Annotated in this window: 19 protein-coding genes and 1 riboswitch; of the genes, 8 read left to right on the plus strand and 11 right to left on the minus strand. The window is 73.5% G+C overall.

Annotation, left to right across the window (positions count from 1 at the left end; all coding sequences use genetic code 11):
- Positions 1-337 precede the first annotated feature (337 nt).
- From ABZ128_RS12220 to ABZ128_RS12240, 5 genes are all read right to left on the minus strand, one after another.
- Positions 338-1,483, minus strand: a complete 1,146-nt coding sequence (locus tag ABZ128_RS12220; protein ID WP_356847860.1) for a substrate-binding domain-containing protein — start codon at positions 1,481-1,483, stop codon at positions 338-340.
- 11 nt (positions 1,484-1,494) lie between these two features.
- Positions 1,495-2,562: an ABC transporter permease gene (locus ABZ128_RS12225; RefSeq protein ID WP_356847861.1), complete on the minus strand. Its 1,068-nt coding sequence runs from the start codon at positions 2,560-2,562 to the stop codon at positions 1,495-1,497.
- The gene (locus ABZ128_RS12230) at positions 2,559-4,133 is read right to left on the minus strand and encodes a sugar ABC transporter ATP-binding protein (protein ID WP_356847863.1); all 1,575 of its coding nucleotides are present in this window, start codon (positions 4,131-4,133) and stop codon (positions 2,559-2,561) included. The genes ABZ128_RS12225 and ABZ128_RS12230 overlap by 4 nt, the downstream gene beginning before the upstream one ends.
- Before the next feature lie 97 nt (positions 4,134-4,230).
- Complete coding sequence (locus ABZ128_RS12235) at positions 4,231-7,014, minus strand: SpoIIE family protein phosphatase (protein ID WP_356848061.1); 2,784 nt, start codon at positions 7,012-7,014, stop codon at positions 4,231-4,233.
- Positions 7,015-7,132: 118 nt separating this feature from the next.
- Positions 7,133-8,068, minus strand: coding sequence for a cyclase family protein (locus ABZ128_RS12240; RefSeq protein WP_356847865.1), 936 nt, complete (start codon positions 8,066-8,068; stop codon positions 7,133-7,135).
- 174 nt (positions 8,069-8,242) lie between these two features.
- On the opposite strand from ABZ128_RS12240, the gene ABZ128_RS12245 reads away from it, so the two are divergent.
- A complete protein-coding gene (locus ABZ128_RS12245) occupies positions 8,243-9,400 on the plus strand; it encodes a PP2C family protein-serine/threonine phosphatase (protein ID WP_356847866.1) in 1,158 nt (385 codons plus the stop codon).
- 85 nt (positions 9,401-9,485) lie between these two features.
- A riboswitch (TPP riboswitch) is annotated at positions 9,486-9,656 on the minus strand.
- A 217-nt stretch (positions 9,657-9,873) separates the two neighbouring features.
- Here ABZ128_RS12245 and ABZ128_RS12250 read toward each other — a convergent pair.
- Positions 9,874-10,308, minus strand: coding sequence for a hypothetical protein (locus tag ABZ128_RS12250; protein ID WP_356847868.1), 435 nt, complete (start codon positions 10,306-10,308; stop codon positions 9,874-9,876).
- Positions 10,309-10,612: 304 nt separating this feature from the next.
- Entirely contained in the window at positions 10,613-11,263 is a 651-nt protein-coding gene (locus tag ABZ128_RS12255) for a GNAT family N-acetyltransferase (RefSeq protein ID WP_356847869.1), read from the minus strand.
- Between the two features lie 202 nt (positions 11,264-11,465).
- Between ABZ128_RS12255 and ABZ128_RS12260 the strand changes: the two genes are divergently transcribed.
- The 4 genes from ABZ128_RS12260 (at position 11,466) to ABZ128_RS12275 (ending at position 16,745) form a co-directional block, all read left to right on the plus strand.
- A complete protein-coding gene (locus ABZ128_RS12260) occupies positions 11,466-12,149 on the plus strand; it encodes a DUF6215 domain-containing protein (RefSeq protein WP_356847870.1) in 684 nt (227 codons plus the stop codon).
- A 451-nt stretch (positions 12,150-12,600) separates the two neighbouring features.
- Positions 12,601-13,380, plus strand: a complete 780-nt coding sequence (locus tag ABZ128_RS12265) for a CAP domain-containing protein (RefSeq protein ID WP_356847871.1) — start codon at positions 12,601-12,603, stop codon at positions 13,378-13,380.
- 546 nt (positions 13,381-13,926) lie between these two features.
- The gene (locus tag ABZ128_RS12270; protein WP_356847872.1) at positions 13,927-16,041 is read left to right on the plus strand and encodes a PIG-L family deacetylase; all 2,115 of its coding nucleotides are present in this window, start codon (positions 13,927-13,929) and stop codon (positions 16,039-16,041) included.
- Positions 16,042-16,310: 269 nt separating this feature from the next.
- The gene (locus ABZ128_RS12275; RefSeq protein WP_356847874.1) at positions 16,311-16,745 is read left to right on the plus strand and encodes a hypothetical protein; all 435 of its coding nucleotides are present in this window, start codon (positions 16,311-16,313) and stop codon (positions 16,743-16,745) included.
- Positions 16,746-16,800: 55 nt separating this feature from the next.
- On the opposite strand, the gene ABZ128_RS12280 is transcribed toward ABZ128_RS12275, so the two are convergent.
- The gene (locus ABZ128_RS12280; protein ID WP_356847875.1) at positions 16,801-18,162 is read right to left on the minus strand and encodes a hypothetical protein; all 1,362 of its coding nucleotides are present in this window, start codon (positions 18,160-18,162) and stop codon (positions 16,801-16,803) included.
- Positions 18,163-18,555: 393 nt separating this feature from the next.
- Here ABZ128_RS12280 and ABZ128_RS12285 point away from each other — a divergent pair, with 393 nt between their 5' ends.
- Positions 18,556-20,112: a hypothetical protein gene (locus ABZ128_RS12285; RefSeq protein ID WP_356847877.1), complete on the plus strand. Its 1,557-nt coding sequence runs from the start codon at positions 18,556-18,558 to the stop codon at positions 20,110-20,112.
- Between the two features lie 61 nt (positions 20,113-20,173).
- On the opposite strand, the gene ABZ128_RS12290 is transcribed toward ABZ128_RS12285, so the two are convergent.
- Both ABZ128_RS12290 and ABZ128_RS12295 read right to left on the minus strand, forming a co-directional pair.
- Positions 20,174-20,503 carry a hypothetical protein gene (locus tag ABZ128_RS12290; protein ID WP_356847878.1) on the minus strand — a complete coding sequence of 110 codons (330 nt, stop codon included), beginning with the start codon at positions 20,501-20,503 and terminating at the stop codon, positions 20,174-20,176.
- Between the two features lie 235 nt (positions 20,504-20,738).
- On the minus strand, positions 20,739-20,876 hold the full coding sequence (locus ABZ128_RS12295; protein ID WP_356847879.1) for a hypothetical protein: 138 nt from the start codon (positions 20,874-20,876) through the stop codon (positions 20,739-20,741).
- A gap of 407 nt (positions 20,877-21,283) precedes the next feature.
- Here ABZ128_RS12295 and ABZ128_RS12300 point away from each other — a divergent pair, with 407 nt between their 5' ends.
- Positions 21,284-22,426 carry a hypothetical protein gene (locus ABZ128_RS12300; protein WP_356847880.1) on the plus strand — a complete coding sequence of 381 codons (1,143 nt, stop codon included), beginning with the start codon at positions 21,284-21,286 and terminating at the stop codon, positions 22,424-22,426.
- Positions 22,427-22,510: 84 nt separating this feature from the next.
- Here ABZ128_RS12300 and ABZ128_RS12305 read toward each other — a convergent pair whose 3' ends face one another.
- The gene (locus tag ABZ128_RS12305; RefSeq protein WP_356847882.1) at positions 22,511-23,083 is read right to left on the minus strand and encodes a pyridoxamine 5'-phosphate oxidase family protein; all 573 of its coding nucleotides are present in this window, start codon (positions 23,081-23,083) and stop codon (positions 22,511-22,513) included.
- A 256-nt stretch (positions 23,084-23,339) separates the two neighbouring features.
- Here ABZ128_RS12305 and ABZ128_RS12310 point away from each other — a divergent pair, with 256 nt between their 5' ends.
- Positions 23,340-24,560, plus strand: a complete 1,221-nt coding sequence (locus ABZ128_RS12310) for a cytochrome P450 (protein ID WP_356847884.1) — start codon at positions 23,340-23,342, stop codon at positions 24,558-24,560.
- Positions 24,561-24,624 lie beyond the last annotated feature (64 nt).

Genomic DNA, 24,624 nt, shown 5'->3' on the forward strand with positions numbered 1-24,624 from the left:
TGCTGCGGGGCGGCGACCGGGGCGGCCATCGCGGTCGCCGGCAGTGCGATACCGCCGCCCAGCAGGGCCACGGAAGCTCCGGCCAGAACGATACGGCGGGTCGAGAAACGCTGGAACATGAGGTTCTCCATTCGGGATGAGACAAAGGGGTCTGTGTAATGTCCCGGGGTAAGGGCCGGGGTTATGGTCGGCCTCGTTGTCTCCGGGGTCTGTCCCGGTGAGGGCGTACTTCAAATAAACCCTGCGGTGAGACGGGCGTCATGCCCCTCGAATACGTGCCTTGACGCCCGGAATCAATCTTGGTAAAAGGTCCCCGACCCCCGGACGGCCCCCGCAATTACCCGCGCCAGATTCTCCGGTAGGCCTCTCGGTAGCCCCTCGGGTCCCAGGACGTGGCACCGCCGCTGTTCTCGGCCGTCACCACGTGGACGGGTGCCACGTAGCCGCTGGCGGGACGGCCCGCGAAGGCACGGTTGAACTCGTCGATGATCTGCCAGCCCTGCTGGTTCAGGGGCTCGGGGACGGTCGCCGCCTGGTAGCGCCGGCTGTTGATCCGCTGGAAGGCGGAAGGGTCGCCGTCGCCCGCGCCGATGTTGAAGGGCGGCCCCTCACCGGGGCGCCCGGCGGCACGCAGCGCCGGGGCGGCGTCGCCGAAGTAGAGGTCGTTGATCGCGACGGAGTGGGTCCACCGGTTCCGGAGGCGGGACACCAGGGAGGAGACCTGCTGCGGGGTGCGCTGGCTCGCGTCCGGGATGGGGATGTTCTCCGTGGCCAGCAGCCTCACCCCGGGACAGTCGGCCAGCCGCTGTTTGATCAGCTCGGACTTGTTGCGGGCGAAGGGGATGGAGTCGTCGGTGAAGAGGACGACCCCGGCGCCGCGGCCGGACCCGGCGATGACCCAGTCCGCGCTGATCCGCGCCACCTCCGCCACGTTCGTGGTGATGTTGGTGAAGAGCCGGGGCCGGGTGCTCGGTCCGGGGGAGGTGACCGCGTGCCAGCCGACCAGCGCAATGCCCGCAGCCTCGGCCCGTGCCGTCTGCTGCGCCGTGAGCAGCGGGTCGAAGCCGCCGATGGCGATGCCCGAGGGCTTGAGGGTGACCGCCTGGCTGAGCGCGGCCTGGATGCCCGCCGGAGTGCCCTCCCCGTCGATCACCCGGACCTGCCAGCCCGCGGCCGCCGCCGCTTCCCGGATGCCCTTGGCGACTCCGGCGACACCGGGATTGGTCATGGTCTGGGCCACATAGACGACGGTCTTGCCGGGAACCGCCGCGGGCCCGGTCGTGGGGCCGTTCCAGGAGAGGTCGGTACGTTCCGCCTGCCCCACCGCCTCCTTCGCCTCGGCGAGTACGGCCGGGCAGCCGGCGCCCGGGGCCGGGGGAGAAGCCGGGGTCTGCGCCGGACCCCCTCCACAGCCGGCGAGGAGAGCGGTTGCGGCCGCCCACAGGGCCGCGGCCGCGAGGACGCTGGTGCGGTTCGGGTACACGGTGCTCCTGACTAGGGGTGCGCTGGGGGCTGGGGGGCGTCCTCGTCGGCCCCTCCTGCCGACGGCCCGGCCGGCCGGGCGGGCGGGTTCCGGTCCGGCGCGGCCCGCGTGCGCAGCCGCCGCCGGGCCGTGTATCCGGCCAGGCCGACGGCCACCAGGAGCGTGCCGCCGTTGAACAACGGGGTGGCCCAGAACCGGGCGCCGAGCTGGCCGATCCCGGCGAGCCCGACGGCGAGCACGGCGACGGCCACGAGGGTGCCGAACGCGTTGGCGCGCCCGGGCTTGATCGTGGTGGAGCCGAGCAGCGCGCCGACGAAGGCGGGCAGCAGGTAGTCCAGGCCGACGCTCGGATTGCCGATCTGCTGCTGCGCGGCCAGCAGGACCCCGGCGAGGCCCACGACCAGGCCCGAACCGGCGAAGGCGTAAACGGAGTACCTGCGGGTGGGGATGCCGAGCATGCCCGCGGCCCGGGGGTTGGAGCCGATGACGTACAAGTACCGGCCGAGCGGCAGCCGTTCCAGCACCACCCACAGGGCGAGCACGGCGGCGAGCACGTAGAAGGCGGGCGCCGGAAGCCCGAGGAACCGTGCGTCGTACAGGCCGGTGAAGGCGGTCGGCAGGCCGTCCGGGCCGGGCACGATCCGGCCGCCGTCCGTCAGCCATCCGGTGAGGGCGTACATGATGCTGCCGGTGCCGAGCGTGGCGATGAGGGAGTCGATCCGCGCGAACTCGACGACGACCCCGTTCAGGGCACCGACCAGCGCCCCTCCGAGGACGACGGCGAGGCAGGCGAGCGGCCAGGGCGTCCCCTCCGTGACGAGGAGGTGCATCACCACGACGTGCGCCAGGCCCAGCCCGTAGCCGATGGAGAGGTCGAACTTCCCCGTGGCGACGGGAATCGTCGCACCGAGTGCGAGGAGGGCGGGAACCGACTGGTTGGAGAGGATCGAGGACACGTTGTCCCGGGTGGGGAAGGTGTCCGGCAGGGCCACGGAGAAGACGAGGAAGAGCAGGACGGCCAGGGCCGGCAGCCCGTAGCTCCCGAGGAGGTGATGCCCGCGGGGGGACCGGCGGGTCACGGGGCCGTCGTGCTTCCGGTGATCGCGGGCATGGCCGAGGAGGCGCGGGTGAGTTCGGCGGGCGTCAGGGCGGCACCCGCCGGTTCGGCCGCCACCGATCCGCGTACGAAGACCAGGGCGCGGTGGCAGAGGTCCGCGACCTCCTCGAAGTCGGTGGACACCAGCAGGATCGCGAGGCCCTCGGCCGCCGCCTCGTCGAGCAGCCGGTGGATCGCCGCCTTGGCTCCGACGTCCACGCTCGCGGTCGGCTCTTCGAGGATGAGCAGCCGCAGACCGCCGCGGAGCCACCGGCCGAGGACGACCTTCTGCTGATGGCCTCCGGAGAGGGTGGCGAGGGGCACCTCGCTGTCGCGGGGGCGCACCGCGAACCGTTCGATCAGGGCGGCGGCCTCGCGGCGCTCCCGCCGGGGGCCGAGCCAGCGCCAGGCCGGGACGCCGGCCGCCCGGGGGTTTGCCAGGAAGTTCTCCCGGACCGTCAGATCGGGGGCGCAGCCCTCCTCCTGACGGTTGGCTGCCACGAAACCGACCCCCCGCCCGCGGGCGGCGGCCACGGTACGCGGCCGGTACGGCCGGCCGTCGAGCAGGGCCCGCCCCCCGAGCAGCGGCAGCGCGCCGGCGAGGGCCCGCCCCAGGTGCATGTGGCCGGCGCCGGTCAACCCCACCATGCCGAGGATCTCCCCGGGCGCCAGCTCCAGGCTGACGGGCCCGGCGTGCTGGGTCGTCACGGCGTCGAGACGCAGCACCGGAGGCCCGGGAGGCCGGTCGCCGGGAACGGCGCCGCCCGGCCCGCGCCCGGCCGGTACGCCGCCCGCGATGTCCTGGACCAGACGCGCGGGGCCGTACCCGGCGAGCGGCCCCTGGCTGACCAGGCGGCCGTCGCGCAGGACGGCGAACGTGTCGGCGACCCGGTACACCTCGTCGAGCCGGTGGCTGACGTACAGGATGCCGTGCCCCCGGTCGCGCAACGCGTGCAGGACGTCGAAGAGGCGGGTGCAGTCCGCGGCGGGCAGGGTGGCGGTCGGCTCGTCGAGGACGAACAGCTGCGCCCGTCCCGCGAGGGCACGGGCGATGGCCACCAGGGAACGCTCCGCTGGCGCGAGGTCCGCGATCCGCGCCTCGGGGTCCAGGTGCCCGGCGACGATCCCGAGGGCCTCGGCGCAGCGCTCGCGGGTCAGCCGCCAGGAGATCAGGCCGTGGCGGCGCGGGTAGCCCGTCCCCAGGGCGATGTTCTCGGCGACCGTCATCGACTCCACCAGGCCGAGGTCCTGGTGGATGAAGGACATCCTCCCGGTGGCCGCCTCGGACCCGAGCGGGTGCCCGGCCACCGTCACCTCGCCCTCGTCGGCCCGGAGGACCCCCGCGAGCACCTTGATGAGCGTGGACTTGCCGGCGCCGTTGGGACCGAGGAGGGCGAGCACGCTGCCTCCGTGGAGGTCGAGGCTGACGTCGTCCAGCGCGAGGGTCCCGCCGAACTGCTTGCCGAGGCCGCGTACCCGTACGAGCGGTTCACCGCCGCCGCTCCGGGGCGGGAGGTTCGTCGAGGTGTCGGAAGGGTCATGGGCGTCATGCACGGACGTCTCCGGAGGCGACCTCGGACCTCCCTCACGGGAGGGTGGGACAGGGAGGATGCTACTGGGACTCAGGGGACATTCAGGGACGTGACGGACATCAGGCCGCGTCCACGGCGCATTCGGCCCAGATGACCTTGCCCCGGGGGGTGTAACGGGTGCCCCAGGCCTGGGCCAGCTGTGCGACGAGGAACAGGCCGCGTCCGCCCTCGTCCGTGCCGGCCGCCCGCCGCAGGTGCGGGGCGGTACTGCTGCCGTCGGAGACCTCGCAGATCAGGACGCGATCCCGGATCAGGCGCACCTGGATCGGCTCGGTGCCGTAGCGGATCGCGTTGGTGACCAGCTCGCTGAGCATCAGCTCGGTGGAGAACGCGAGCTCGTCCAGTCCCCAGTCGGCCAGCCGGCGGGTGGCGGCGGTGCGGACGTCCGAGACCCGGGCGGGGTCGGCCGGCAGGTCCCACACGGCGATCCGGTCGGCGGGCAGGGTGTGGGTACGGGCGACGAGCAGGGCGATGTCGTCGGTGGGGTGCTCGGGCGCCATGGCTTCGACGACCGCCCGGCAGGTCTCCTCGGGGCTCCGGCCCGGGTGGGCCAGGGCACGCTGCAGCTGGTCGAGGGCGACGTCGATGTCGCGGTGGCGGTCCTCGACGAGCCCGTCGGTGTACAGGACCAGCGTGCTGTCCCGGGGGAGTTCGACCTCGGCCGTCTCGAAGGGCAGGCCGCCCAGGCCCAGCGGGGGCCCGGCGGGCAGGTCGGGGAAGCTCACGCTGCCGTCGGGGTGGACCAGTGCGGGCGGGAGGTGGCCGGCCCGGGCCATGGTGCACTGCCGCGAGGTGGGGTCGTAGATGGCGTAGAGGCAGGTGGCGCCCACGATGCCGGCGCTGCCGGTGGCGTCGTCGCCGCCCTCCTCCCGGTCCAGGCGTACCAGCAGGTTGTCCAGGTGGGTGAGGAGCTCGTCGGGCGCGAGTTCCAGTTCGGCGAAGTTGCGGGCCGCGGTCCGCAGCCGCCCCATGGTGGCGGCCGCGTGCAGGCCGTGGCCGACGACGTCTCCGACGAGCAGGGCGACGCGGGTGCCGGACAGGGGGATGACGTCGAACCAGTCGCCGCCGACCTCGTGTTCGGCGGGCAGATAGCGGTGGGCGACCTCGACGGCGCCCTGCTCGGGCAGTCCGCGCGGGAGCAGGCTGCGCTGCAGGGCCAGGGCGAGGGTGTGCTCCCTGGTGTAGCGGCGGGCGTTGTCGATGCACAGGGCGGCGCGGGCGGCGAGTTCCTGGGCCAGCCGACTGTCGTCGTCCCCGAAGGGGGCGGGGTCCTCGGCGCGGTAGAAGCTCGCGATGCCCAGCAGGACGCCCCGGGCGAGCAGCGGCACAGCGATGAGCGAGTGCACGCCGTGCCCGAGGATCCGCCGGGCGCGCTCGGGGCTCTGGGCGATCCAGCCGGCCGAGGACTTCAGCTCCGGTTCCAGGACCGCGTGCCCACCGGTCAGGCAGCGCATGTGGGGCGTCCCGGGGAGGAGCTCCACGTGTTGCCCGGCCGGGTAGAAGGGACAGTCCTCGCGGATGCCGTGCACCACCGTGCGGTGCAGGTCGGTCCCGGGATCGGCGGGCTCGTCGCCGCGCAGTACGGCCTCGGGCAGGTCGACGGTCACGTAGTCGGCCAGGCGCGGGACCGCCATCTCGGCGAGTTCCCGGGCGGTGCGGCCCACGTCCAGGGTGGTGCCGATCCGGGTGCTGGCCTCGGCCAGCAGCTCCAGGCGGCGTCGTGCCTCGATGGCGTACTTCCCGACTTCCGGCTCGCCCACCAGGACCAGGCCGCGGACCGTGCCGGGCCGGGACTCGGAGCCGGACCGGGACTCGGAGCCTGGCCGGGACTCGGAGGTGCCGGGCGGTGGCGCGGCGGGCGGCCGTCCGGCGCGGGGGGAGACGGAGAGGTGGTGGACGGGGGGCGTGTCGCTGCTGAGCACTGCCTCGACGACCATGCCCGCCACCCCGGAGCGGCTGGTGACCGGGCGGCTCAGCAAGGTGGCCTCCCGGCCGTGGGGGAGCGCCACCTCGACGGCGGCCCGCCGGGAGGCGGAGATGAGCTCGGTCGCCTTCTCCTTGAGGACCGTCTGGTCGTGCGGGTCCAACTCAAGATCGACCAGTTCGTCCAGTCCGGGCGGCTCGGCGGGGACGGTGGGTCCGGTGTGGTGCCCGTCCCCGGCGGCCCGGCCCGTCCTGGCGCGCCGTTCCGCGTCGAGGTACGTCCGCAGCAGCCCGCGCTCGCGCGCCGAGCTCTGCTCCATCAGCCGGCGCTCGATCGACTCCGCCGCCCGGCGGACCATGACCGTGAGGGCCGGGCGCTCGTAGGCGTACGGGTATCCGAAACACAGCACGCCCACGATGCGGCCGCTGAGCTGGTCACGGAGCGGGACGGCGCAGCAGGCGTTCGACTGGGAACGCTCGGCGAAGTGCTCGGCGCCGTAGACCTGGATCAGGCGCCGTTCGGCCAGGGCGAGGCCGATGCCGTTGGTCCCGGCGTACCGCTCGGCGAAGACGAAGCCGGGCACGCTCTGGATCGGGGGCAGACTCCGGGCGAGGGAGGGCTCCCCGAAACGGCGTTGCAGCACGGTGCCGTTCGCGTCGGCGACCGAGATGTTCATCTTGCTGCCGGAGAACCGGGCCTGCAGCTGGTCGAGCACGGGTCCGGCCGCACGTACGAGCCGGCTGTCCGGATCGAAGTCGTCCGTGTAGGGCAGCTCGGTCTGGTCCGGCGACAGTCCCAGCAGCCGACAGCGCAGCCACGAGTTCAAGATCGGATTCCGGACCCCGGTCCCGACCGACTCGCCCACCAGGAACCGCTCACGGGAGCGTGCGGGGCCGATCTGTTCTCCCGTGACCGCCATCTGCATCACTTCCCCTTGCCGGTGCGCCCCAGCGGTATCGGGATGATCGCTCGGGTCCGTGCGGTGAAGTCGAATAAGCGCGTTCCGAGTATATTCCTGGCGATTTGCCGCTTCACAGTCACAGGACGGCGACCGGATTGACCGGCGACCCCGTCCCGCCGGGCACGTTGAGGGGCGTCACGACGATCATGAACTCGTACCGTCCCGCCGCGGCGCACGCGGCGGACAGCGCCTCAAGGTCCAGGTTGTCCAGCAGCGGCACCCCCATGGCCGCGAGGGCGAGTGCGTGGACGGGGGAGTGGAGGCCCTCGACCGGAGAGGGGCGTACGTCACTGTCACCGTCCGCACCCAGCAGGCCGATCGCCCGCTCGGCCAGCAGCGGCATCGCGTCCACGTGCAAGCCGGCGCTCGCCGCGTCGACGTCCCACGGCCCCAGTTCGCGGCGGCGCCGGAACCGGCCGGAGCGCAGCAGCACCGCGCATCCGTCGTCGATCCCGACGCCGAGCGCCCGCTCAGCGGCGAGCACGTCACGGGCACGGACCGCCTGCCCGGGCTCCAGCCAGTCGGTGCCGAGGACGGCGGGCAGGTCGAGGAGCACGCCCTTGGCGACGAGCGGACCGAGCGCCGCCACCGAGCCGAAACGAGCCCCGTCGGAGCCGACGACCTCGCGGTTCCGGTGCCCTTCGTAGAGCTGCCCCCGGTAGGCGATGTGCGACAGCGCGTCGAGGTGCGTGACGCCCTTGCCGTGGTAGTCGACGGCGAGGAAGTCCTTGTGGGTGGCCGGTTCGGGGGGCTCCACGTCGCCGAGGTCGGACATGTAGTGCAGGGCGGGCCTGGTGTTGTCGGGGCCGGCCAGGGTGTTCCAGGGCAGCCCCAGGGGCACCGCCGTACCGTCCCGGACCAGCGTGGCGGCCCGCCGGACGTGGTCCGGGGTGACCCGGTTCCAGGCGCCACGGTCGGCCGGGTCCCAGCGGCCCCAGGTGCGGACCGAGGCGAAGAGGGCGTCGAATTCCCTGCGGGAGACCCGGGGAACATCCGCGGGGTGGCTGCTCATGGGTGCGCGGCGCTCCAGACTCGAAGGGCATCGGCGGGACGGGCCCCGCCCTTTCGCATCCCTACCCGATCGCGGCGGCGCCCGTACGCCCTGCTCGGCGCGGTGGTCCGGTGAGCGGGGGCCGTTCCATCCGGTGAGTGGCGGGCGTGCAACCGGGCGAGGCAGGCTGTACTCATGAGAGCGCCCTTGCGTGCGCCCCCGGGACCGGGAGCCGGCGGCGACCACCAGCTCCTGTACACCCTCGCGGAGTGTGTGCCGTTCGCCGTCGCCCTGTTGGTGCTCCTCATCGAGCTCACGCCCGCGCACGTGCTGTACACCGGCCCGCTCCTGGTGGCCACACCGGCCCTGGCGGCCGTGACGATGGGCCCCAAGGGCACGCTCGCGGCGGCGGGCGTGGCCGTAGCCGTCAGCGTGGCCACCGCCACCCGCAACAACGCCTGGGGCGGCCAGCAGGTCTACACGAACTTCCTCGCCCTGTTCCTGGTGTCGGTGGCGAGCTTCATGACGAGCAGAGCCGCCCGCACGCGCCGGGAGAACGAGCTCAACCAGCTCCGCCGTATCGCCGTGGCCGCCCAGGAGGTCCTGCTGCGGCCCGTGCCGGCCCGCCTGGGCCCCGTACGGGCCGCCAGCATGTACATGGCGGCCGAACAGGGCGCGCAGATCGGCGGCGATCTGTACGACGCGGTCCAGACCCGGTACGGGCTCCGGATGATCGTCGGGGACGTCCGGGGCAAGGGACTGCCCGCCGTACGGGCCGCCGCGGTCGTGCTCGGCGCGTTCCGGGAGGCCGTGCACTACGAGGAAGACCTGCTGGAGGTCATCAACCACTGCGGAGCGGCCCTGCGGCGGGACGCCGCCATCGCGGGCGCCGGGACGGGCGGCGGGGAGGACGCCCTGAGGGAAGCATTCGTCACCGCGGTCGTGGCCCAGGTCCCGGACGGCCCCGCCATCGAGGTGGTCAACCGGGGCCACCCGCCGCCGCTCCTGCTGCGCGACGGCGCCGTACGGCCCCTGACGCCCAGCACCCCGCTGCCGCCGCTCGGCCTGGAGGAGTTCATCAGCGGTCCTCCCGGGCGGCTGGACAGCTATCCGTTCACACCGGGGGACCGGCTCCTGCTCCACACGGACGGCGTCATCGAGGCCCGCGACCGCGACAACGCCTTCTTCGACCTGCCCGGGGCCATGGCGACGATGCGGGACCACAGCCGGAAGGCGTTCCTGGAGGAGCTGCGGCAGGCACTGCTCGGACATACGCACGGATGTCTGGCGGACGACGTGGCGATCATCCTCGTCGACCGGGTCGAGGGCGGGGGCGAAGCGGGCCGGCCCTAGGCCGCACGGCCGGCGCCTCTTCGACGGCGCCTCTTCGACGCCTCTGCGGCAGGGCACACGGCTCTGCGGCAGGTCGGCACGAAAACGACCTACGAAGCGGGCTCCCTGCGCCGGTATGGTCCGGATCAGGTGGTGGAGGTCGCCTTCAGGTCTTCCGACCGTCTTGCCTCTCAGCCCTACCGATGACGTCGGCCACGGCGGAGAACCTACTTCCGCCCCAGTCGGCTACTTCGGTCGGACTCCCTCGCTCGCCTCGTAGGCCTACCAGCAGCATAGCCCTCCAGTGGCGGATGAAACCTCTCCTACTGGTATTTTCCGGACATCTTTTGGCTGTGATCAGGACAGTCCTGATCCACGGCGCCCCGCCGGTCCACGGGCGCGCGGATGCCGGAGAGGCTGTGAGCCTCTCCGGCATCCGCTGTGTGGCCGGCCGGCCGGGACGCACTCCCCGGGAGCCGGGGGGCGGTCGGCTCTCACTTGCCGAGCTTGGCCTTCAGGTTCGCCTTGACCTGGTCCTTGATGGCCTGAGCGTCGGTCTTGCTCACGATGCCGCCGTTGCCCTTGCCGTCGCCGCCCACGGAGGTGGCGTCGCCCTGGTTGATCGCGTCGGCGCTGGCGTTGCCGCCGGTGGCGGCACCGGTGGTGATGGTGCACTTGCCCTTGCAGATGCCGACGCCGGAGTTGGCGTTTCCGCCGGTGGCGTTGCCGCCCACCGTGGTGTTCTCGGCGTTGGAGCCGCCGCCCGTGCCGATGCCGTCGGCGCTGTCGTCCTGGACCAGGGCGACGGCGTGCTGCGGGGCGGTGACCGGGGCGGCCATGGCGGTCGCGGGGAGGGCGATGCCGCCGCCCAGCAGGGCCACGGAAGCGCCGGCCAGCACGATACGACGGGTCGAGAAACGCTGGAACATGGGAATTCTCCATTCGAGGTAAGGAAAAGGGTGGGTGGAACAGCCCGGGGAAAGGGCCGGGCTATGGGTTGGGCCTCGTTGTCTCCGGGGGTTCGTCCCGGTGAGGGCGTACTTCAAATAAACCCTGCGGCGAGAGTGGCGTCATGACCCTCGAATACGTGGCTTGACGCCGAAAACCGATCTTGGTAAAAGTCGCGTCCGCGACTGCGGTTCAACGGTCGAGGGACTGCGGCATCCCCCGGGTATTCCCCCCCCGGGCCCGTGCCGCAGCCCGCGAAAACCTCCGCGGGAGGGCGGGCAGCCGCTACTGCGCGGGGCCCTTCCCGTCGCGCCACATGGGCCAGAGGGCCGGTCCGCCGTCCGGGAGCCGGATCTCCCGTGTGACGCGGAAGCCGAGGCGTTCGTAGAAGGGGACGTTCGAGGCCTTGCCGGACTCCAGGTACGCGGGCTGCCCGAGCCGGTCGCAGTGGGCCAGCTGTTCCCGCACCAGGGCCGAACCGATTCCCGCGCCCTGCAGCGCCGGATCGGTCCCCAGGGCCGGCAGGTACCAGTGCGGGTCCTCCGGGTGGGCCGCGTGGAGGGTGTTCTGCACGTCGGCCGCCCGCGACATCCCCCGTGCGCCGAAGACGCGCGCGTAGCGCGGCAGCGCCGCCAGCTCTTGGAGCGGGGAGGTCTTCCAGCGGCCGGGGCCCGACCACAGTGCGGCGCCCAGCAGCCGTCCGTCGGCGGTCGCGGCCACCCGGACCGCGCCGGCCCGCGGCCGCTGCTGCCGCTGGGCCAGCTCGAAGTACAGGGCGATCCTGTGCAGCCGGTCGGACGGGTCGGGGATCATCCACGCCATGACCGGGTCGTCGGCGAAGGCGCAGGCCAGCAGCGCGGCGACCGTGCGCGACTCTGCTCGTCGCGCGCACCGGATCCCGTATCCGGCGGACGGCAGCGCTGCACGTGCGTTCATGCGGCCACGGTAGGCAGCGCGACCGGGCCAGGGGGTCGCCCTCGGCGGACACGCCGGACAGGCCCTCCTCCCGTCCCCCCTTCGTCCCCCCGTCCCCCCTCGCCTCCGGCACTCCCCGTAGACCAAATCCCCTTGGTCCACCTGATGATCACGGGTTAGGGTCCCCGGGCACGTACCGGGGGATCGCAGCAGGTGGGGGAGCATGGCCGACGGCATGGGCGGGTCCACGACGAGCGCGGGAGCGTGGGGACAGGCCGTCGCGGCCGTGGTGATGGTCGCGGCCCTGGGGGCCGGGCTGTGGACCTTCCGGCAGGAGTCGTTGCCGCACGGGGCGGCGCCTGCCAGGTGCTCCGATGGGCAGCCGGGGCAGGCGTCCGGGCGGCTCTCGGGTGCGCAGCTGTGCGGGGCGCTGAACCGCCCCGACCTGGCAGGGCTGCTGGGCACGCCCGGCGAGACCGTGAAGAGCGCCGGGGGCGGCAACGGCTCGCTCAAGCCGGCCGGCGGGGAGGAGATCGCCACTCCCTCGGGCCGGGTGGAGTTCGCGACGTACACCGTCGAGCTGACGGCCACCTACGACGACCTCCCGGTGGCCGCGTCCGCCTCCCTGCTCGGGGACGGCGGGCAGCGTACGGTACTGGGCCGTCCGGCTGCCCTCTACTCGGACCGCACCGTCAGGATCACGTTCCGCCTTGACGGGAGCGGCACCGCCGGCCGTCCCGGTGTCCCGGCCCGCACCCTCACCGTGGCCAGGGACCCCCAGGACAGCGGCGGCTCCTTCGACCTGACCGTGTGGCGCGCGGACGGCGGCGTACCGGACGACGCGGTGCTGCTCCGCCTCGCCGAGGCGGTGCTCCCCACCGTGCCGGGATGGGTCGCCGAGGGCTGACCCCCTGCCAGGCGGCTTGCGCGTCGGGCCGTTCGTTCGACGCGCGGGTGCGCCTGCCGCTGCCCGCGCGAAACAGTGACATGCATCACGCCGTCGCAGGTGATCACGGAAGCATTACGTCCGGGAGTGCCGCGCCGACATGTCGAGATTTGTCCGATTGGAATCGGGCATTCCCGTCTCCGTCGAAATGGGCGTCTCAAGGAGTGGGCGGATGTGTGACAAGTTTCCACGTCGCAGGTGCTTCTGATGGCCGTTCATTCATCTCACCGCACCCGGCGGCCGCACGGTCAGCATGACTCTCCGCCCATTTCAAGCCCGGCCTCCGCCGCTGTCCCGCGGGCCGAAGGAGAAACTTGCCAGCCCGTTCCCGGCGTTCTCACAATGGCGGCCCGCTCGGCGCTCCGGCAGTTCAGCCGCAGGAACGCTTCGCCGAAACCAAGTGAGGTCACGCATGCGGAAGCACCGTAAGAGGACGCAGCACAAGAAGAAGATATTCATCGCCGCCGCCACCCTGGGCATCGTGGGCATACCCACGGCCGCGATGGCATGCCTGGGCCCCCAGGGATCCGGTGCGGCGAAGGCCGACGGCGAGCAGTACAAGCGCCCCTCCTACAGCGCCCCTTCCTACAGCGCCTCCTTCCCCGGCGCGCCGGTCGAGAGCCGGCCGGGCGGCGCGGGCACTCCCGTCGAGACGGTCCAGCCGACCGCGCAGCCCACCGAGGCGCCCCAGGAGGCGAAGCCGTCCACGGAGGCGACGAAGCGTCCCACGGCAGCGGCCCCCGCGAAGCCGGCCCCGGCCCGGCCGGCGGTCCCGGTCAGCCCGCCGAAGACGACCGCCGCGACCGCGGCGCCCTCGGGCCCGGCCGCCGAAGTGGTGGCCCTCGTCAACCAGGAACGCGCCAAGGCCGGCTGCCCCGCGCTCACCGTCAACGCGAAGCTCACGAGCGCCGCGCTGAACCACAGCAAGGACATGGCCGCGCACGCCAACATGTCGCACACCGGCTCCGACGGCTCCGACCCGGGCGAGCGCATCACCCGGGCCGGCTACGCCTGGATGACCTACGGCGAGAACGTCGCCTACGGCTACAGCACGCCCGAGCAGGTGATGGCCGGCTGGATGGACAGCCCCGGGCACCGCGAGAACATCTTGAACTGCGCCTTCAAGGAGATCGGTGTCGGCCTGGCGGGGCCGAACTCCTACTGGACGCAGGACTTCGGCGCGACCCGCTGACGCCGCCCGGGCCGGGCGCCCGCGCAGTCCGCGGCGCACCGGCCCGCGGCCCGGGCCCGCGGACCCGCGGGCCCTGGTCCACCGGCCCGTGGGTCCGGGTCCACCGGCCCGCGGGCTCCGGTCCACCGGCCCGCGCGACGCGCCCCCGGCGGCACGCCGGGGATGCCCCGGTGTGACGGCCGCCTCCCGGGGTCCCCCGTACGACGCCGCCGGTCACGCCGGCCCCGGCCCCGTGGGTTGCGTCACACCCGGGCGGGCGCGCCGTCGTCGGCGCCGCCGCGCACGACCCCCTGAAGCGCAGGCCAGGCGGCCCGCACCGGCCGTACGGACCCCCTCGGCCCGAACGGCTCAAGCCTTAACAAATAGGACAACTCCGCCATAAGGTGCATCGCATTCGGTTTCCGTCATATACCACTTGATGGTGTGTCAGGCGAAAACGCGCGGGGCATAATCGGCCCCGGTCGTCTCCGGAAGCGGTAGAGCCATCGGGGCGCCGACTGACTCCTCGTCGGAATTCCGCACGGATCGATCCCCAAGGCGTTGTAGATGTCCCTGGCCAGCCGCACCCGCCTCGCGGCCCTGCTCGCCACGCTCGGCGTCGGCGTCGTCGGTGTGACGAGCTGGGCCTACGGGTACGCGACCGCCCAGCAGGCGACGGCCCCCGAGGCGATCGTCCGGCCGAGCGTGACCGAGGGCTCCGTCGTCCAGGTCGTCGCGCATCCCGATGACGACCTCTTCTTCCTGAACCCCGACCTGAGCCGCTCCATAGAGACGGGCATCAAGGTCACCACCGTCTACCTGACCTCGGGCGAGTCCGACGGCAGGAACGAGGCCCACAGCCCTCACCTGGACGACCCCGCCGGCCCCGCCGACCGTGCCGCCTACGCGGAGGCCCGGCAGAACGGCATCCGGGCCGCCTACGCGGAGATGGCCACCGGGAAGCGCACCAGTGCCTGGCAGCGCACCTCCCTGCCCACCGTCGGCGGCGGGAGCGCGGAAGTGGACGTCCTCGTGGCCCGGCCCGAGGTCAACCTGGTCTGGATGCAGCTGCGGGAGGCCCGGAGCATCTCCGACGACAATCCGGAGAGCCTGCGCGGTCTGTGGGACGCCAAGGTCCCCTCCCTCGGCGCCCAGCTGACCTCCGGGACGCCGGTCAAGCCCTGGTTCTCGTACAGCAAGGACCAGGTCGTGGACGCCATCGCGAAGGTGTTCGCGAGGTACAAGCCGACGACGATACGCACGCAGGACCCGACGCCGGGCAGGTCGGAGGGCAGTGGCGTCTTCCTCGACCACCAGGACCACGTCTACGGCGCCCGTTTCGTGCAGGCTGCCGCCGAACGCTACGCGAAGTCCACGGACCGGCCGCACTTCTCCGTCCAGAACTACGTGAGCTACCCCAACACCTCCCTGCCCCCGACGCTCGACCCGCGGACGGCCGAGGAAAAGCTCGGCTACCTCAAGACCTACGCCTGGCTGGACCACCAGGACTGGTGCGGCAGCCCCGCGGGCTGCGGCGACCGCAAGACCGCGACCCGGCCCGCCGGCGCCGGCTGGAGCCAGACCATCCGCTACGGCCGCGGCGACGGCACCTCCTGGATGGCCGAGGGCGTCCCCGGCCGGCTGTGGGCCTTCGCCGTCCTGGACGGCCGGATGGCGTACTGGTCGCGCAGCGGCCCCGGGGCGGCCTGGCTGGGCCCCCGGTTCCTGCCCGGCACCGGCATCGACGCGGGTGCGACGGCGGCCCGGCTCCCCGACGGCAGGATCGCGGTGTTCGCCACCCGCACCACCCTGGGGACGACGGCCCGGGATTACGGCCGGGAGCTGGTGTATGCCGTCCAGACCGCGCCCGACGGCGCGTTCGGCCCCTGGCGGTCGCTGGGCACCCCGGACACGGTGGACATAGCCGGCACCTCGGCGATCAGTGCACCGGCCGTCTCCGTGGACCCCACCGGCCGGCTGACGGTGTACGTACGGGACTCCCGGCGCACCCTGCGCGCCCGTACGCAGGAGACCCCCGACGGCGCCTTCGGTGCCTGGCAGGCTCTGGGCGGCTCCGGTCTGCTGGGTGATCCGGTCACTGCGACCGACGGCTCGGGGCGGCGCCACGTGTACGCGGCGACGGCCGGGACGGTGCTGGCCTGGGTGCAGCCGACGCCGGACGCCCGGTACGGCGGCCCCTTCCGGACCGGGCTGCCCGCGACCACGGGCCCGCTCTCGGCGGGTCCGCAGGGAGACGGCGTCCGCCTGTACTTCCGCCGGCCCGGTACGGGTGCCGTCGCGACGAGCCTGGCCACCGCGGGCGCGGCCGCGCCGGAGTTCTCCCCGGTCACCGAAGTGGGCGGCCAGGGCGGCTACGGCGCCGTCGGCGTCGCGGGCCGCCTGCTCGCGGGCCGCGCGGGCGAGGGCACGGTCGGCGTGTCGGACGCGGACGGTACGCAGCCCTGGTACGAGTCCCAGATGCTCTACACGGGCGCTCCGGCGGCCGTGGCCGAGCCGGACGGCACGGCCCTTGCGGCGGCGCTCGGCCTGGACGCCGGCCTGCACGTCACCACGGCTCCCCCGGCCGGATCCGAGCCGGTCGCCGGCAACCCTCCCTCCTCTTGGCACCGGGCGGTCCAGCCCTCGACGGTCGCGCAGGCCGGGGCCGCCCCCTCCCGGTGAGGCCGGCGCAGTCCCGGTGAAGCCGGCGCAGGGCCCCTGCCCGCGGGCGGGCTGCTCCCGGCGCTTCCGGTGGCAGCGCCGATCAGCGCGGGCGAGGATGGCGGACAGACCACGTCGCGGCCCGGCGGAGGTCGGCTCCTGACCAAGGCTCTCAGCCAAGGCCTTGCCCGAAGGCCCTTGCCCGAGGCCCTTGACCACCGGCGATTGGGGCTCCCATGACCCCTTGCTCTCCAGGGTGCGGGCGCGCGATACCGGGAGCGGTTCGCGCCGTGGCCTCCTTCGCCGTGCTGGCGGCCTTCGCAACGGGATGCAGGAACGATTCTGCGCCGGCGTGGGGGTACCCGGACCTCAGAACGACCCTGGGATCGCTGTCCCGTGCTCTCGAAGAAGGCTGTGCCGCCACGGCCCCCGAGAGCTGCGCCGCCGAGCTCGACCGGCTCGGCGAGCTGTCGGAGCGCGCCTTCGCCGAGGTGCTCGACCACCGGCTGCTCGACAGCCGTTACGTCGACGCCAAGAACGAGCTGGACCGGGCCCGAGAGCTCCGCGTCGCCGCCGCGGCGGAAGCCCGGGCCCGGCAGGATCCGCGCTACCTCCCGTTCAGGCGCGCCGTGGCGGCGGAAAGACTCGCCGGCCGACGCCTCCTGGCGGCGCTGGAGAGCCTCCGTACCGCTCCGCCACCGGGGGACGGGCCGGCGCCCGTCTGAGGCCCCGCCCCCGGAGCGTCCGGCCCCGCGGGCGAAAGGGCGGACTCCCGTGCCACTACGGCCGCAAGGGCGGAGTGGGGAGCGCCGTACCGTCGAGCGCCACGAGCGAGAGCACGGCGATCGAGTCCGTCCATGCGAGGGGGGCGACCGATGCGGGCCTGCCCTCCTCGTCCACCTTCTCCGGCAGTTCACCGAGCGCGTTCCGCTTGGAGAGCAGCCAGTCCAGGACCTGTCCGGCCTTCGCCGGTCTTCCCGTGCCGGCCCACGCGAGCGCGAAGAACGCGGTACTGGGAGTCCAGGCGCTGCCGCCCCAGGGCGCCGCGGGGTCGTTTCCGGGCGTCAGGCCGCCGTTCGGCAGGAGCAGGGCCTTGTACGTGGCATCGAGCGCCCGGGGCAGGCCGGCGGGGGCCGCGTTGAAGGGCGGCGCCATGAACGCCACCGCGCTGTCGTGCCCGTGCCGCCCGTCGGCGGTGCGCTGGTAGCCCAGCGGGGCGAACGTCCGGGAGATCCCGGTGGAGAGCCGCCTCGCGGCACTCGCCCAGCGCGCCGCGTCGTCCGGCCGGTTCACCTCCCGGGCCAGGTCCGCCGAGGCGTTGAGTCCGGCGAGCAGGGGAGCGGCCGTGCCGATGTTCGCCGTGGTCGTCGTCAGCTCCCAGTAGTCCGGTGAGGGCGGGGGCAGCCCGTCGGCCCGCAAGGAGGCCGCCGCGCGGTCGGCCGCCGTACGGACCATCGGGTAGAGGACGGACAGCCGGACCCGGCGGGTGGCCCGGGGGGCCGCCTGGTACCACTGCCAGGTCGCCCAGGGCACCCAGCCGTTGGCATCGAGCTGCCACCGTCTGCCGTCCGGCGGGCCCGACCCGTCGAGCCTCGTCCGCGCATCCCAGGCGCCGTCCTTCCGCTGCGTCGCTGCGCTGAAGCGGAGGATCCGGTAGGCCTCGGCGTCATGGCCGGTGTGCGCGAAGGCGGCCGAGACGAAGCTGGAGTCACGCGGCCACGAGTACTTCCAGCCGGGGGTCCATCCCGCCGCCAGGGCGCCGTTCGGCCGGAGCAGGGCGCGCATGGCCAGCAGGGCCCGCTCGGCCGCCGCGCGCCGCGCCGGAGACCGCCCCGGGACCCTGCCGGCGGCCAGCCAGGCGCGGCTCTGCCTGATCTGCTCCCGCGCGGCCGGATGGCCGGGCGCGACCACGACCGACGCCGTCCCGGCGGCGGGGAGGTACTTCCACCGGCCGGAGGGCAACCGCAGTACGTGGCTCCGCTCCACGTACCGGGCCCCCCGGGCGGTGGACGGCGGGACCCCTTCGGCGGCGGTCGTGTTGGAGAGCAGGCCGACGGTCGGGGCGGCGAGCACCGGCCGGGGCGCGTAACTGCCCTCGGCGTCACCGCGTCCCTGGTGCCCCACCGGGCTGACGAAGAACACCGGCCGCCCTCCACCGGTGTGCCGCCGGGCATGGTCCCCGGCAGTACACAGGGGAAGGGCGATGCACGCCAAGGAAGCCGTGACGACCGCCCACCGAGCGAGCGGGACACCGGGCATCACCGCTCCCTCCGCCGGGCTCCGCGGACGTGTGGGTCCGGATTCCCCATCCTCGGAGAGCCGCCCGCGAGCCGCCACGGCAGGCCGCCGCCCGGGTGAGCGGCGGCACCGGGAGACCTCGCGCGCGACGCGCCTGCCCACCCCCCGTCCTGGCGTGCCCGGGATGCCGGAGGTGGTGATCGTGCACATCATGGGTGTTCGCGGGCCCTGCGGTCACCGGAACCGGCGGGCGCATCCGCCGCCCGTCCGGCCCGGCCTCCTGCACAGGGGTGGTGAATGAGCACGTCTTCGATCGAGGACGAGGACCTCGGCACACGTCCCCGGGCGGCTGACCGGGCGACCGGCCGGATGGGGCGCCCTTTGCGGCGGGGACTCCTGCCGGGAGCCGGTGGGATCCTCGTCGCGGCGGCCGGGGCCCTGATCGCCGTCGGGTGCTTCCTCGGGCTCTACGTACGGCCGACGTCCGACGACTGGTGCGCGGCCTGGAAATCCCGGGACCTCGGCGTCATCGGCATCACCTCCGACTTCTACCGGACCCAGAACGGCAGGGTCGCCAACGCCTTCCTGAGCGGGGTGTTCTACGGTGACGGACTGGCCGGGACCAAGATCCTCCCCACCGTCATCGCCGTCACCTTCACGGCCGGTCTGGTCCTGCTGGGGCGCGAGTTCGTCCGGCTCCTCGGCGGGAGACCCCGGCTGCTGGTCCTGACCGCCTGCGCCCTGGTCATCCAGGCACTGCTCTACTACGCGGGCACCCGCAGCTACCAGGTACTGCTGTGGGCTCCTGCGACGATCTCCCACACCGTGCCGAGCGTCATCGGAGTGTGGGCGCTGCTCCTGGGCATCCGGACCGTCCGGCACCCACGTGCCGCCGTCCGGGCCGGCGGCTTCGCCGCGGCGTTCTTCACCGGTTTCGTGCTCGGCACCCTGAGCGAGCCGTTCGCGCTCGTCAGCGGCCTGCTCGCGGCCGGGGCCGGGCTGCTGGCCCTGCCCCGCCTCGGGCTGGCGCGCGACGGGCGCCCCTTCACCTGGTGCCTGCTCTGGTGCTCCGGCCTGGTGTGCGGCCTGGCCGTGCTGTACACGTCCCCCGGCGCCCGGTGGCGCCGCGCCCAGCAGCCGGACAAGGAGTCCCTGCTCACCGCGGGCGAACTCAGGGGCACCTTCGAGGACTGGCTGCACATGTGGGACGCGGTCACCGGCCAGTGGGCCTACCTCGGCGCCGCCGCCGCCGGCGTCCTCCTGGGCCTGTCCAGCAGCAGCAGATTCCACGGCCCACCCGGCCGTGTGGCCGCGCCGGGGGAACCGCGGCGGGCCGTCCCGCGGCACATGCTGGCCATGGTGCTGCTGCTTCCCGTGCCCGTGGTGGTGCTGGGGTCGTTCGCGGTGGTGGCCGGCCTGCGCAGCGGCTACGGCCCGGGCGGATGGACGTACGCCCGTACCTGGACGAGCTACCTCGTCCCGATGGAACTGGCGCTGTGCGGATACGGCGCCCTGCTGGGCGCACGGGGCGGCCGGTGGCCGGCGGGCCGCCGCAGCGGCGCGCTCCTCGGGGCCTGCACGGTGGCGGCGGCCTGCCTGGCCCTGGCGTCGGTGGGGGCGCTCGTCCCGAACCTCCGCCAGCTCACGACCGTCACGGTCAGCCGCGCCGTGGCCTGGGACGCCCAGAACTCCCGGATCCGCGCCGAGGCCGCGCGGGGCGCCGCGGACGTGGGCTACCGGCCCCTCTACGTCGGAGGTCTCGCCGAGCCCTTCTTCACGGCGGACTACGAACGGGACTGGGTCGCCGCCTGTGTCTCGAAGTGGTACGGCGTCGACCGGATCCACCGCCGCTGAGCCGGCGGACCGGTCACCGGCCGGCCCTCGCACCGTCCTCGACGGGGCGCGTCCGGCCGGATCAGTGGCTGTGTCGCGCTCCGTGTTCGAGCCGCTGGGAGCGGGTCGCACCGGCCGAGTCGCCGACGGGGAGCCGCCGCGGCTGCCCGCCCGGCCCGATCGCGGTGAGGGGGATGCCGAGGCTCTGGCACATCCGGTGCGTACGCGCCAGGGCGCTGAGGGTCATGGGGGAGGGGTCCCGGGTCGGCAGCTCGATGGTGACCTGGCCGGGGCGGTGCGTGTGGATGAGGCCCTCGATCTGCAGGGCGGCCGCGGCCCGGTTGTCGATGTCCAGCTCCTTGGGGAGCTGCACGTACAGGGTGTCTTCGGTGATGTGGTGAGTGATGACCATGGTCCGCCTCCCGCTCACCCGGATCCGGACGGCACCGCCTGGCAACGGGGTGCCCTGTACCAGTGTGGGACACCTGCCCGGTACGGGCGAGCTCGTCCCGCCGCAGGCCGCCGCAAACGGGGCCCGGGCGGGGCGGCGCCGAGCGGGACGACCCCGGCGCTGCGGCCTGAGCGGGGGCCCGCCGCGGCACAGAACCTGCCGGGTCGGCGGTGTGGCTCCCGCGCCGGGGGGACGCTCAGCCGACGGCGTCGAGCAGCAGCTTCGCGGCCACCGCCGCGCCGTCGGTGCGGACCGTGCCGGCCACGGCCTGCGCTCGTACGGCGGTCCCGGAGGCCAGGGCCGTCTTGAGCGCGGCCGCCCCGCATCGTCCCACAGCACTCGGTTGTCGGTCACGTCCGACGGGAGCGGCCGGCCCGGCCGCGGGATCGGCGGGTGGTGCGGTGACGGCAGACGGTGACCTTGTCATGGAACGCGGCGGCCAGGTCGGCCGCGCGGCGAGGCAGGTCCCGGCCTCGGTCGGTGATGCTGCGGCACACCATGCGCCGGTTGCCCCCACGAGCGGCTCACGACCCGGCCGCAGTGCCCTCCCGATGTGAAGCGGAAGCCGAACAGCCCGCATCCCCGGCCTCGTTGCGGCATGCGCCGAAGGGCTTGGCTCGCCCGTCGGCCGCACCGCCGGGGCCCTCGCCCCGCCCGCGCCAAGGGCTCCTCTACAGTGATCCGCCGGATCGGCCGTGCAGGCGGATCCGGCACCACCCGTACAGCGGATGAGGAGTCCCCATGCCATCGCCAGGAGTGTCCCGACGTCGACTGATGTTCGCCGGAGCGGGCGTCGCCGCAGCCGCGGCGACGCCCCTGGCAGCGGCCGGCGCCGCGCGCGCGGACACCGCGGTGAACCCCGCGAACATTCCCGACGGGGCACCGCTCATCGCCGTGAACCACCCGTCGACGCGGTGGAATTCCGCCGCCATCGTCAACCAGGACACCTCGACCACCCTGCAGGGCATCGCGTACGACTCGGTCAACGGGCACCTCTACACCCTGCAGATAGCCGGAGCGAGCCAGGTCGCCTACCTCAAGGGGGGCAGTCAGGCCGCCATCACGCCGTCCATCGGCGCCAACCAGCACGACGCGTCCGGCGATCTGTGCCTCACCCGGCACGACCTGGGCGGCAACGTCCTGGGCTACATGTACCTGCTCGGCTTCGGGCACGGTGTGTCGCTCGGCATCGAGCCGGCCACCGCGAACTCTCCGGCCTACGTGTGGACCGAGGCGAACGCGGCCAGGAGCGGCTACGGCCAGGAGATCGTACGGTTCCCGTTCGCGGACCGGACCGTGCTGTGGACCAGCCACCCCGCCGTCCAGCGGCTGGCCTCCCCGGACCCGGCCGCCACCGCGATGACCCCGTACGTCGACGCGGCCCGCGGGATCCTCCTGCTGCGCTACGCGCTGGGCAGCGAACACTGGTTCGCTGCCTACGACCTGGCGGCGGCACGGACGGCAGCCGTGAGCGGCTCCGCCCTGCCGGCCCCGCTCGCCCGGATCCAGCAGCCGTTCCTCCCCAAGGCGGACGCGGGCGGCGCACCCACCACCACGGCCGCCACGTTCCAGGGCTTCGCGTCGCACGGCCGGTACGTCTACATGCTGGACGGCGACCCCCGCACCAGCGACCCGTCGCAGCCGCTGTCCGGCGTGGACAAGTGGACCATCCACACCACGTCGATGGACCTCAACGGGGTGCTCAACGATCCGGCCACCGGCTACATCCTGCGCACCCACTCGGAGGCCGACGCGAACGCCGACCCCCGTGAACCGGAGGGCATGGCCGTCTACACCGGTCCCGAGGGGCTGCGGCTGTGCTTCGGCATCACCAACAACTCCTCCGGCGGGACGCGCCAGTTCGACCTCTACTACAAGGTCTGACCCCGCGGTCGGACGCCGCTGACCGGAACCGGGCGGCCCCGGACCATCGCAGTACGAGGCCGCCCGGCCCCCGTCCGCAAGGGGTCAGAAGGTCCACCGCGTGTGCGTGTACACCCCGTCGTCCCGGCCGAAGCCGTACGCCGTGGCCGGGGCGACCGCGAACACCACCGCGTCCCCCTTGCGGAAGGCGTCCCCGATCCCGTGGAAGGTGCCCTCGGACGAGGTGATGTGCGCCCCGTACTTCGCCTCGTACGCAGCGATCACCTCCTCCAGCAGCGCCGCATCGGCGACCTGCTCCGCCGTGCCCTCGACCACGAGGTCGAGCCCTTCCGTGAGCGAGTTCCCCCCGGTGGTCAGCGCACAGTGGCCGTCATGGGCGAGGTTCCTCGCCTTCTGTTCCCGCGCGCCGGTCGAGAAGTACAGCACCCCGTCGTGCCAGGCGGCGATCACGGGCGTGACGTGCAGCCGGCCGTCGGGCCGCACCGTGGACACCCAGAAGATCTCGGCAGCCTCCAGCAGCCGCTGTGCCTCGGCCCACTCGGTGGCGATGACGTCCTCGGCACCCGGGCGGGGCTGGAGCGCGGAGCTGTAGCGGGCGTCGAGCTCGGTCGTGGGCTGCCTCGTCGTGGGCTGCTTCGCGGATCCCTCTGCGGGCATGGCAGACCTCCTTCCCCACCCATGGTGACCGGCTGCCCCCGCCGACACCGCCGCCACGCCCGCGCGTGCGGCCGGCACACCCGATCGGGGAGGGGCGGAAGGTCCCCGCCTGCCGGGCCGCGGCCGCGGCCCGGTGCACAAGGCCCTGCGCACAATGGGAATAAGCAGTGCAATACACCACGTAACGTCCAACGGCCTATAGCCTCGTGGCCTCGCTCTGCACGAGCGACGAGGACGACCTACTCCGGGAGGCATCGTGAGCGAGCGGCCCGTCCTTCTGCCCTACGGCGACCCGGCCTTCGTCGCGGACCCGTTCCCGCTGTACCGGCAGCTGCGCGAGGACGGCCCCGTGCGCCGCGTCGTCATCGCGGGCGGCCTGGACGCCTGGCTGGTCACCCGCTACGAAGACGGGCTCGAAGCCCTGTCGGACTCCCGCCTCAGCAGCGACGCGCGTGACGCCTCGGACCTCCGGCTCCTGCGCCAGCTTCCGCACTCCGAGCGCGAGGCGATGCTGAGCACCATGCTCCGCAGCGATCCACCCGACCACACCCGCCTGCGACGCCTGGTCTCCAAGGCGTTCACCGCCCGCAGGGTGGCCGGGATGCGGCCCCGGATCCAGTCCCTCACCGACGGCCTGCTGGATGCGATGCTCCCGTCCGGCCGCGCCGACCTCATCGCGGACTTCGCGCTGCCGCTCCCGGTCACGGTGATCAGCGAACTGCTCGGGGTGCCGGTGGACGACCGGCACGACTTCCAGCGCTGGACCGACCGCATGATCATGCGGGGCAGCGAGCCGCCGGATCCCGCGGTGGTGAACGAGGCGTGGCAGCACATGCGCGCCTACGTCAGCGAGCTCATCCGGGCCAAACGGACGCACCCCGGCGACGACCTGCTCAGCGGTCTCATCGCCGCCCGCGACGAGGAGCAGCAGCTGACCGAGGACGAACTGATCGCCATGGTGTTCCTGCTGCTCGCCGCCGGCTACATCACCACCGTCAACCTGATCGGCGGCGGCATCGCCGCGCTGCTCGCCCACCCGGCCCAACTGGACCTCCTGCGCTCCGACCCCGAACTGCTGCCGGGCGCGATCGAGGAGCTCCTGCGCTACGACGGCCCGGTCAGCCCGGGCATCGCCCGGTTCGCCCGCGAGGACGTCGAGATCGCGGGCGTGGCCGTTCCGCGCGGCGCGACCGTGCTGATCGCCTCCGCCATCGCCGACCGCGACCCCGCACGGTTCCCCGACCCCGACCGCCTGGACATCACCCGGCAGGACAACGCCCACCTCGCGTTCGGCCACGGCATCCACTACTGCCTGGGTGCACCGCTGGCCAGGCTGGAGGGGCAGATCGCCATCGGTACCGCCCTGCGCCGACTCCCCGGTCTCGCCCTCGCAGTACCGCGCGACGAGATCCGCTGGCGCCCCGGCGGCCTGCGCGGCCCCGAGAGCCTGCCGGTGACCTTCACCCCGAGCGGCTGAACGGCCTTCGCGGACAACGACGTCTCCGCCTCCGCCAGGAGGACGAAACCCGCGCCGAGCGGTC

Origin of the sequence: Streptomyces sp. NPDC006326 (assembly GCF_040612915.1) — a bacterium.
GTDB lineage: Bacteria > Actinomycetota > Actinomycetes > Streptomycetales > Streptomycetaceae > Streptomyces.

Coding starts and splice junctions, on each gene's coding strand:
- ABZ128_RS12305 (WP_356847882.1), bottom strand. CDS start 23,083: ATGCCCGCAGAGGGATCCGCGAAGCAGCCCACGACGAGGCAGCCCACG.
- ABZ128_RS12235 (WP_356848061.1), bottom strand. CDS start 7,014: ATGGCGGTCACGGGAGAACAGATCGGCCCCGCACGCTCCCGTGAGCGG.
- ABZ128_RS12290 (WP_356847878.1), bottom strand. CDS start 20,503: ATGGTCATCACTCACCACATCACCGAAGACACCCTGTACGTGCAGCTC.
- ABZ128_RS12250 (WP_356847868.1), bottom strand. CDS start 10,308: ATGTTCCAGCGTTTCTCGACCCGTCGTATCGTGCTGGCCGGCGCTTCC.
- ABZ128_RS12245 (WP_356847866.1), top strand. CDS start 8,243: ATGAGAGCGCCCTTGCGTGCGCCCCCGGGACCGGGAGCCGGCGGCGAC.
- ABZ128_RS12260 (WP_356847870.1), top strand. CDS start 11,466: ATGGCCGACGGCATGGGCGGGTCCACGACGAGCGCGGGAGCGTGGGGA.
- ABZ128_RS12285 (WP_356847877.1), top strand. CDS start 18,556: ATGAGCACGTCTTCGATCGAGGACGAGGACCTCGGCACACGTCCCCGG.
- ABZ128_RS12270 (WP_356847872.1), top strand. CDS start 13,927: ATGTCCCTGGCCAGCCGCACCCGCCTCGCGGCCCTGCTCGCCACGCTC.
- ABZ128_RS12300 (WP_356847880.1), top strand. CDS start 21,284: ATGCCATCGCCAGGAGTGTCCCGACGTCGACTGATGTTCGCCGGAGCG.
- ABZ128_RS12240 (WP_356847865.1), bottom strand. CDS start 8,068: ATGAGCAGCCACCCCGCGGATGTTCCCCGGGTCTCCCGCAGGGAATTC.
- ABZ128_RS12265 (WP_356847871.1), top strand. CDS start 12,601: ATGCGGAAGCACCGTAAGAGGACGCAGCACAAGAAGAAGATATTCATC.
- ABZ128_RS12255 (WP_356847869.1), bottom strand. CDS start 11,263: ATGAACGCACGTGCAGCGCTGCCGTCCGCCGGATACGGGATCCGGTGC.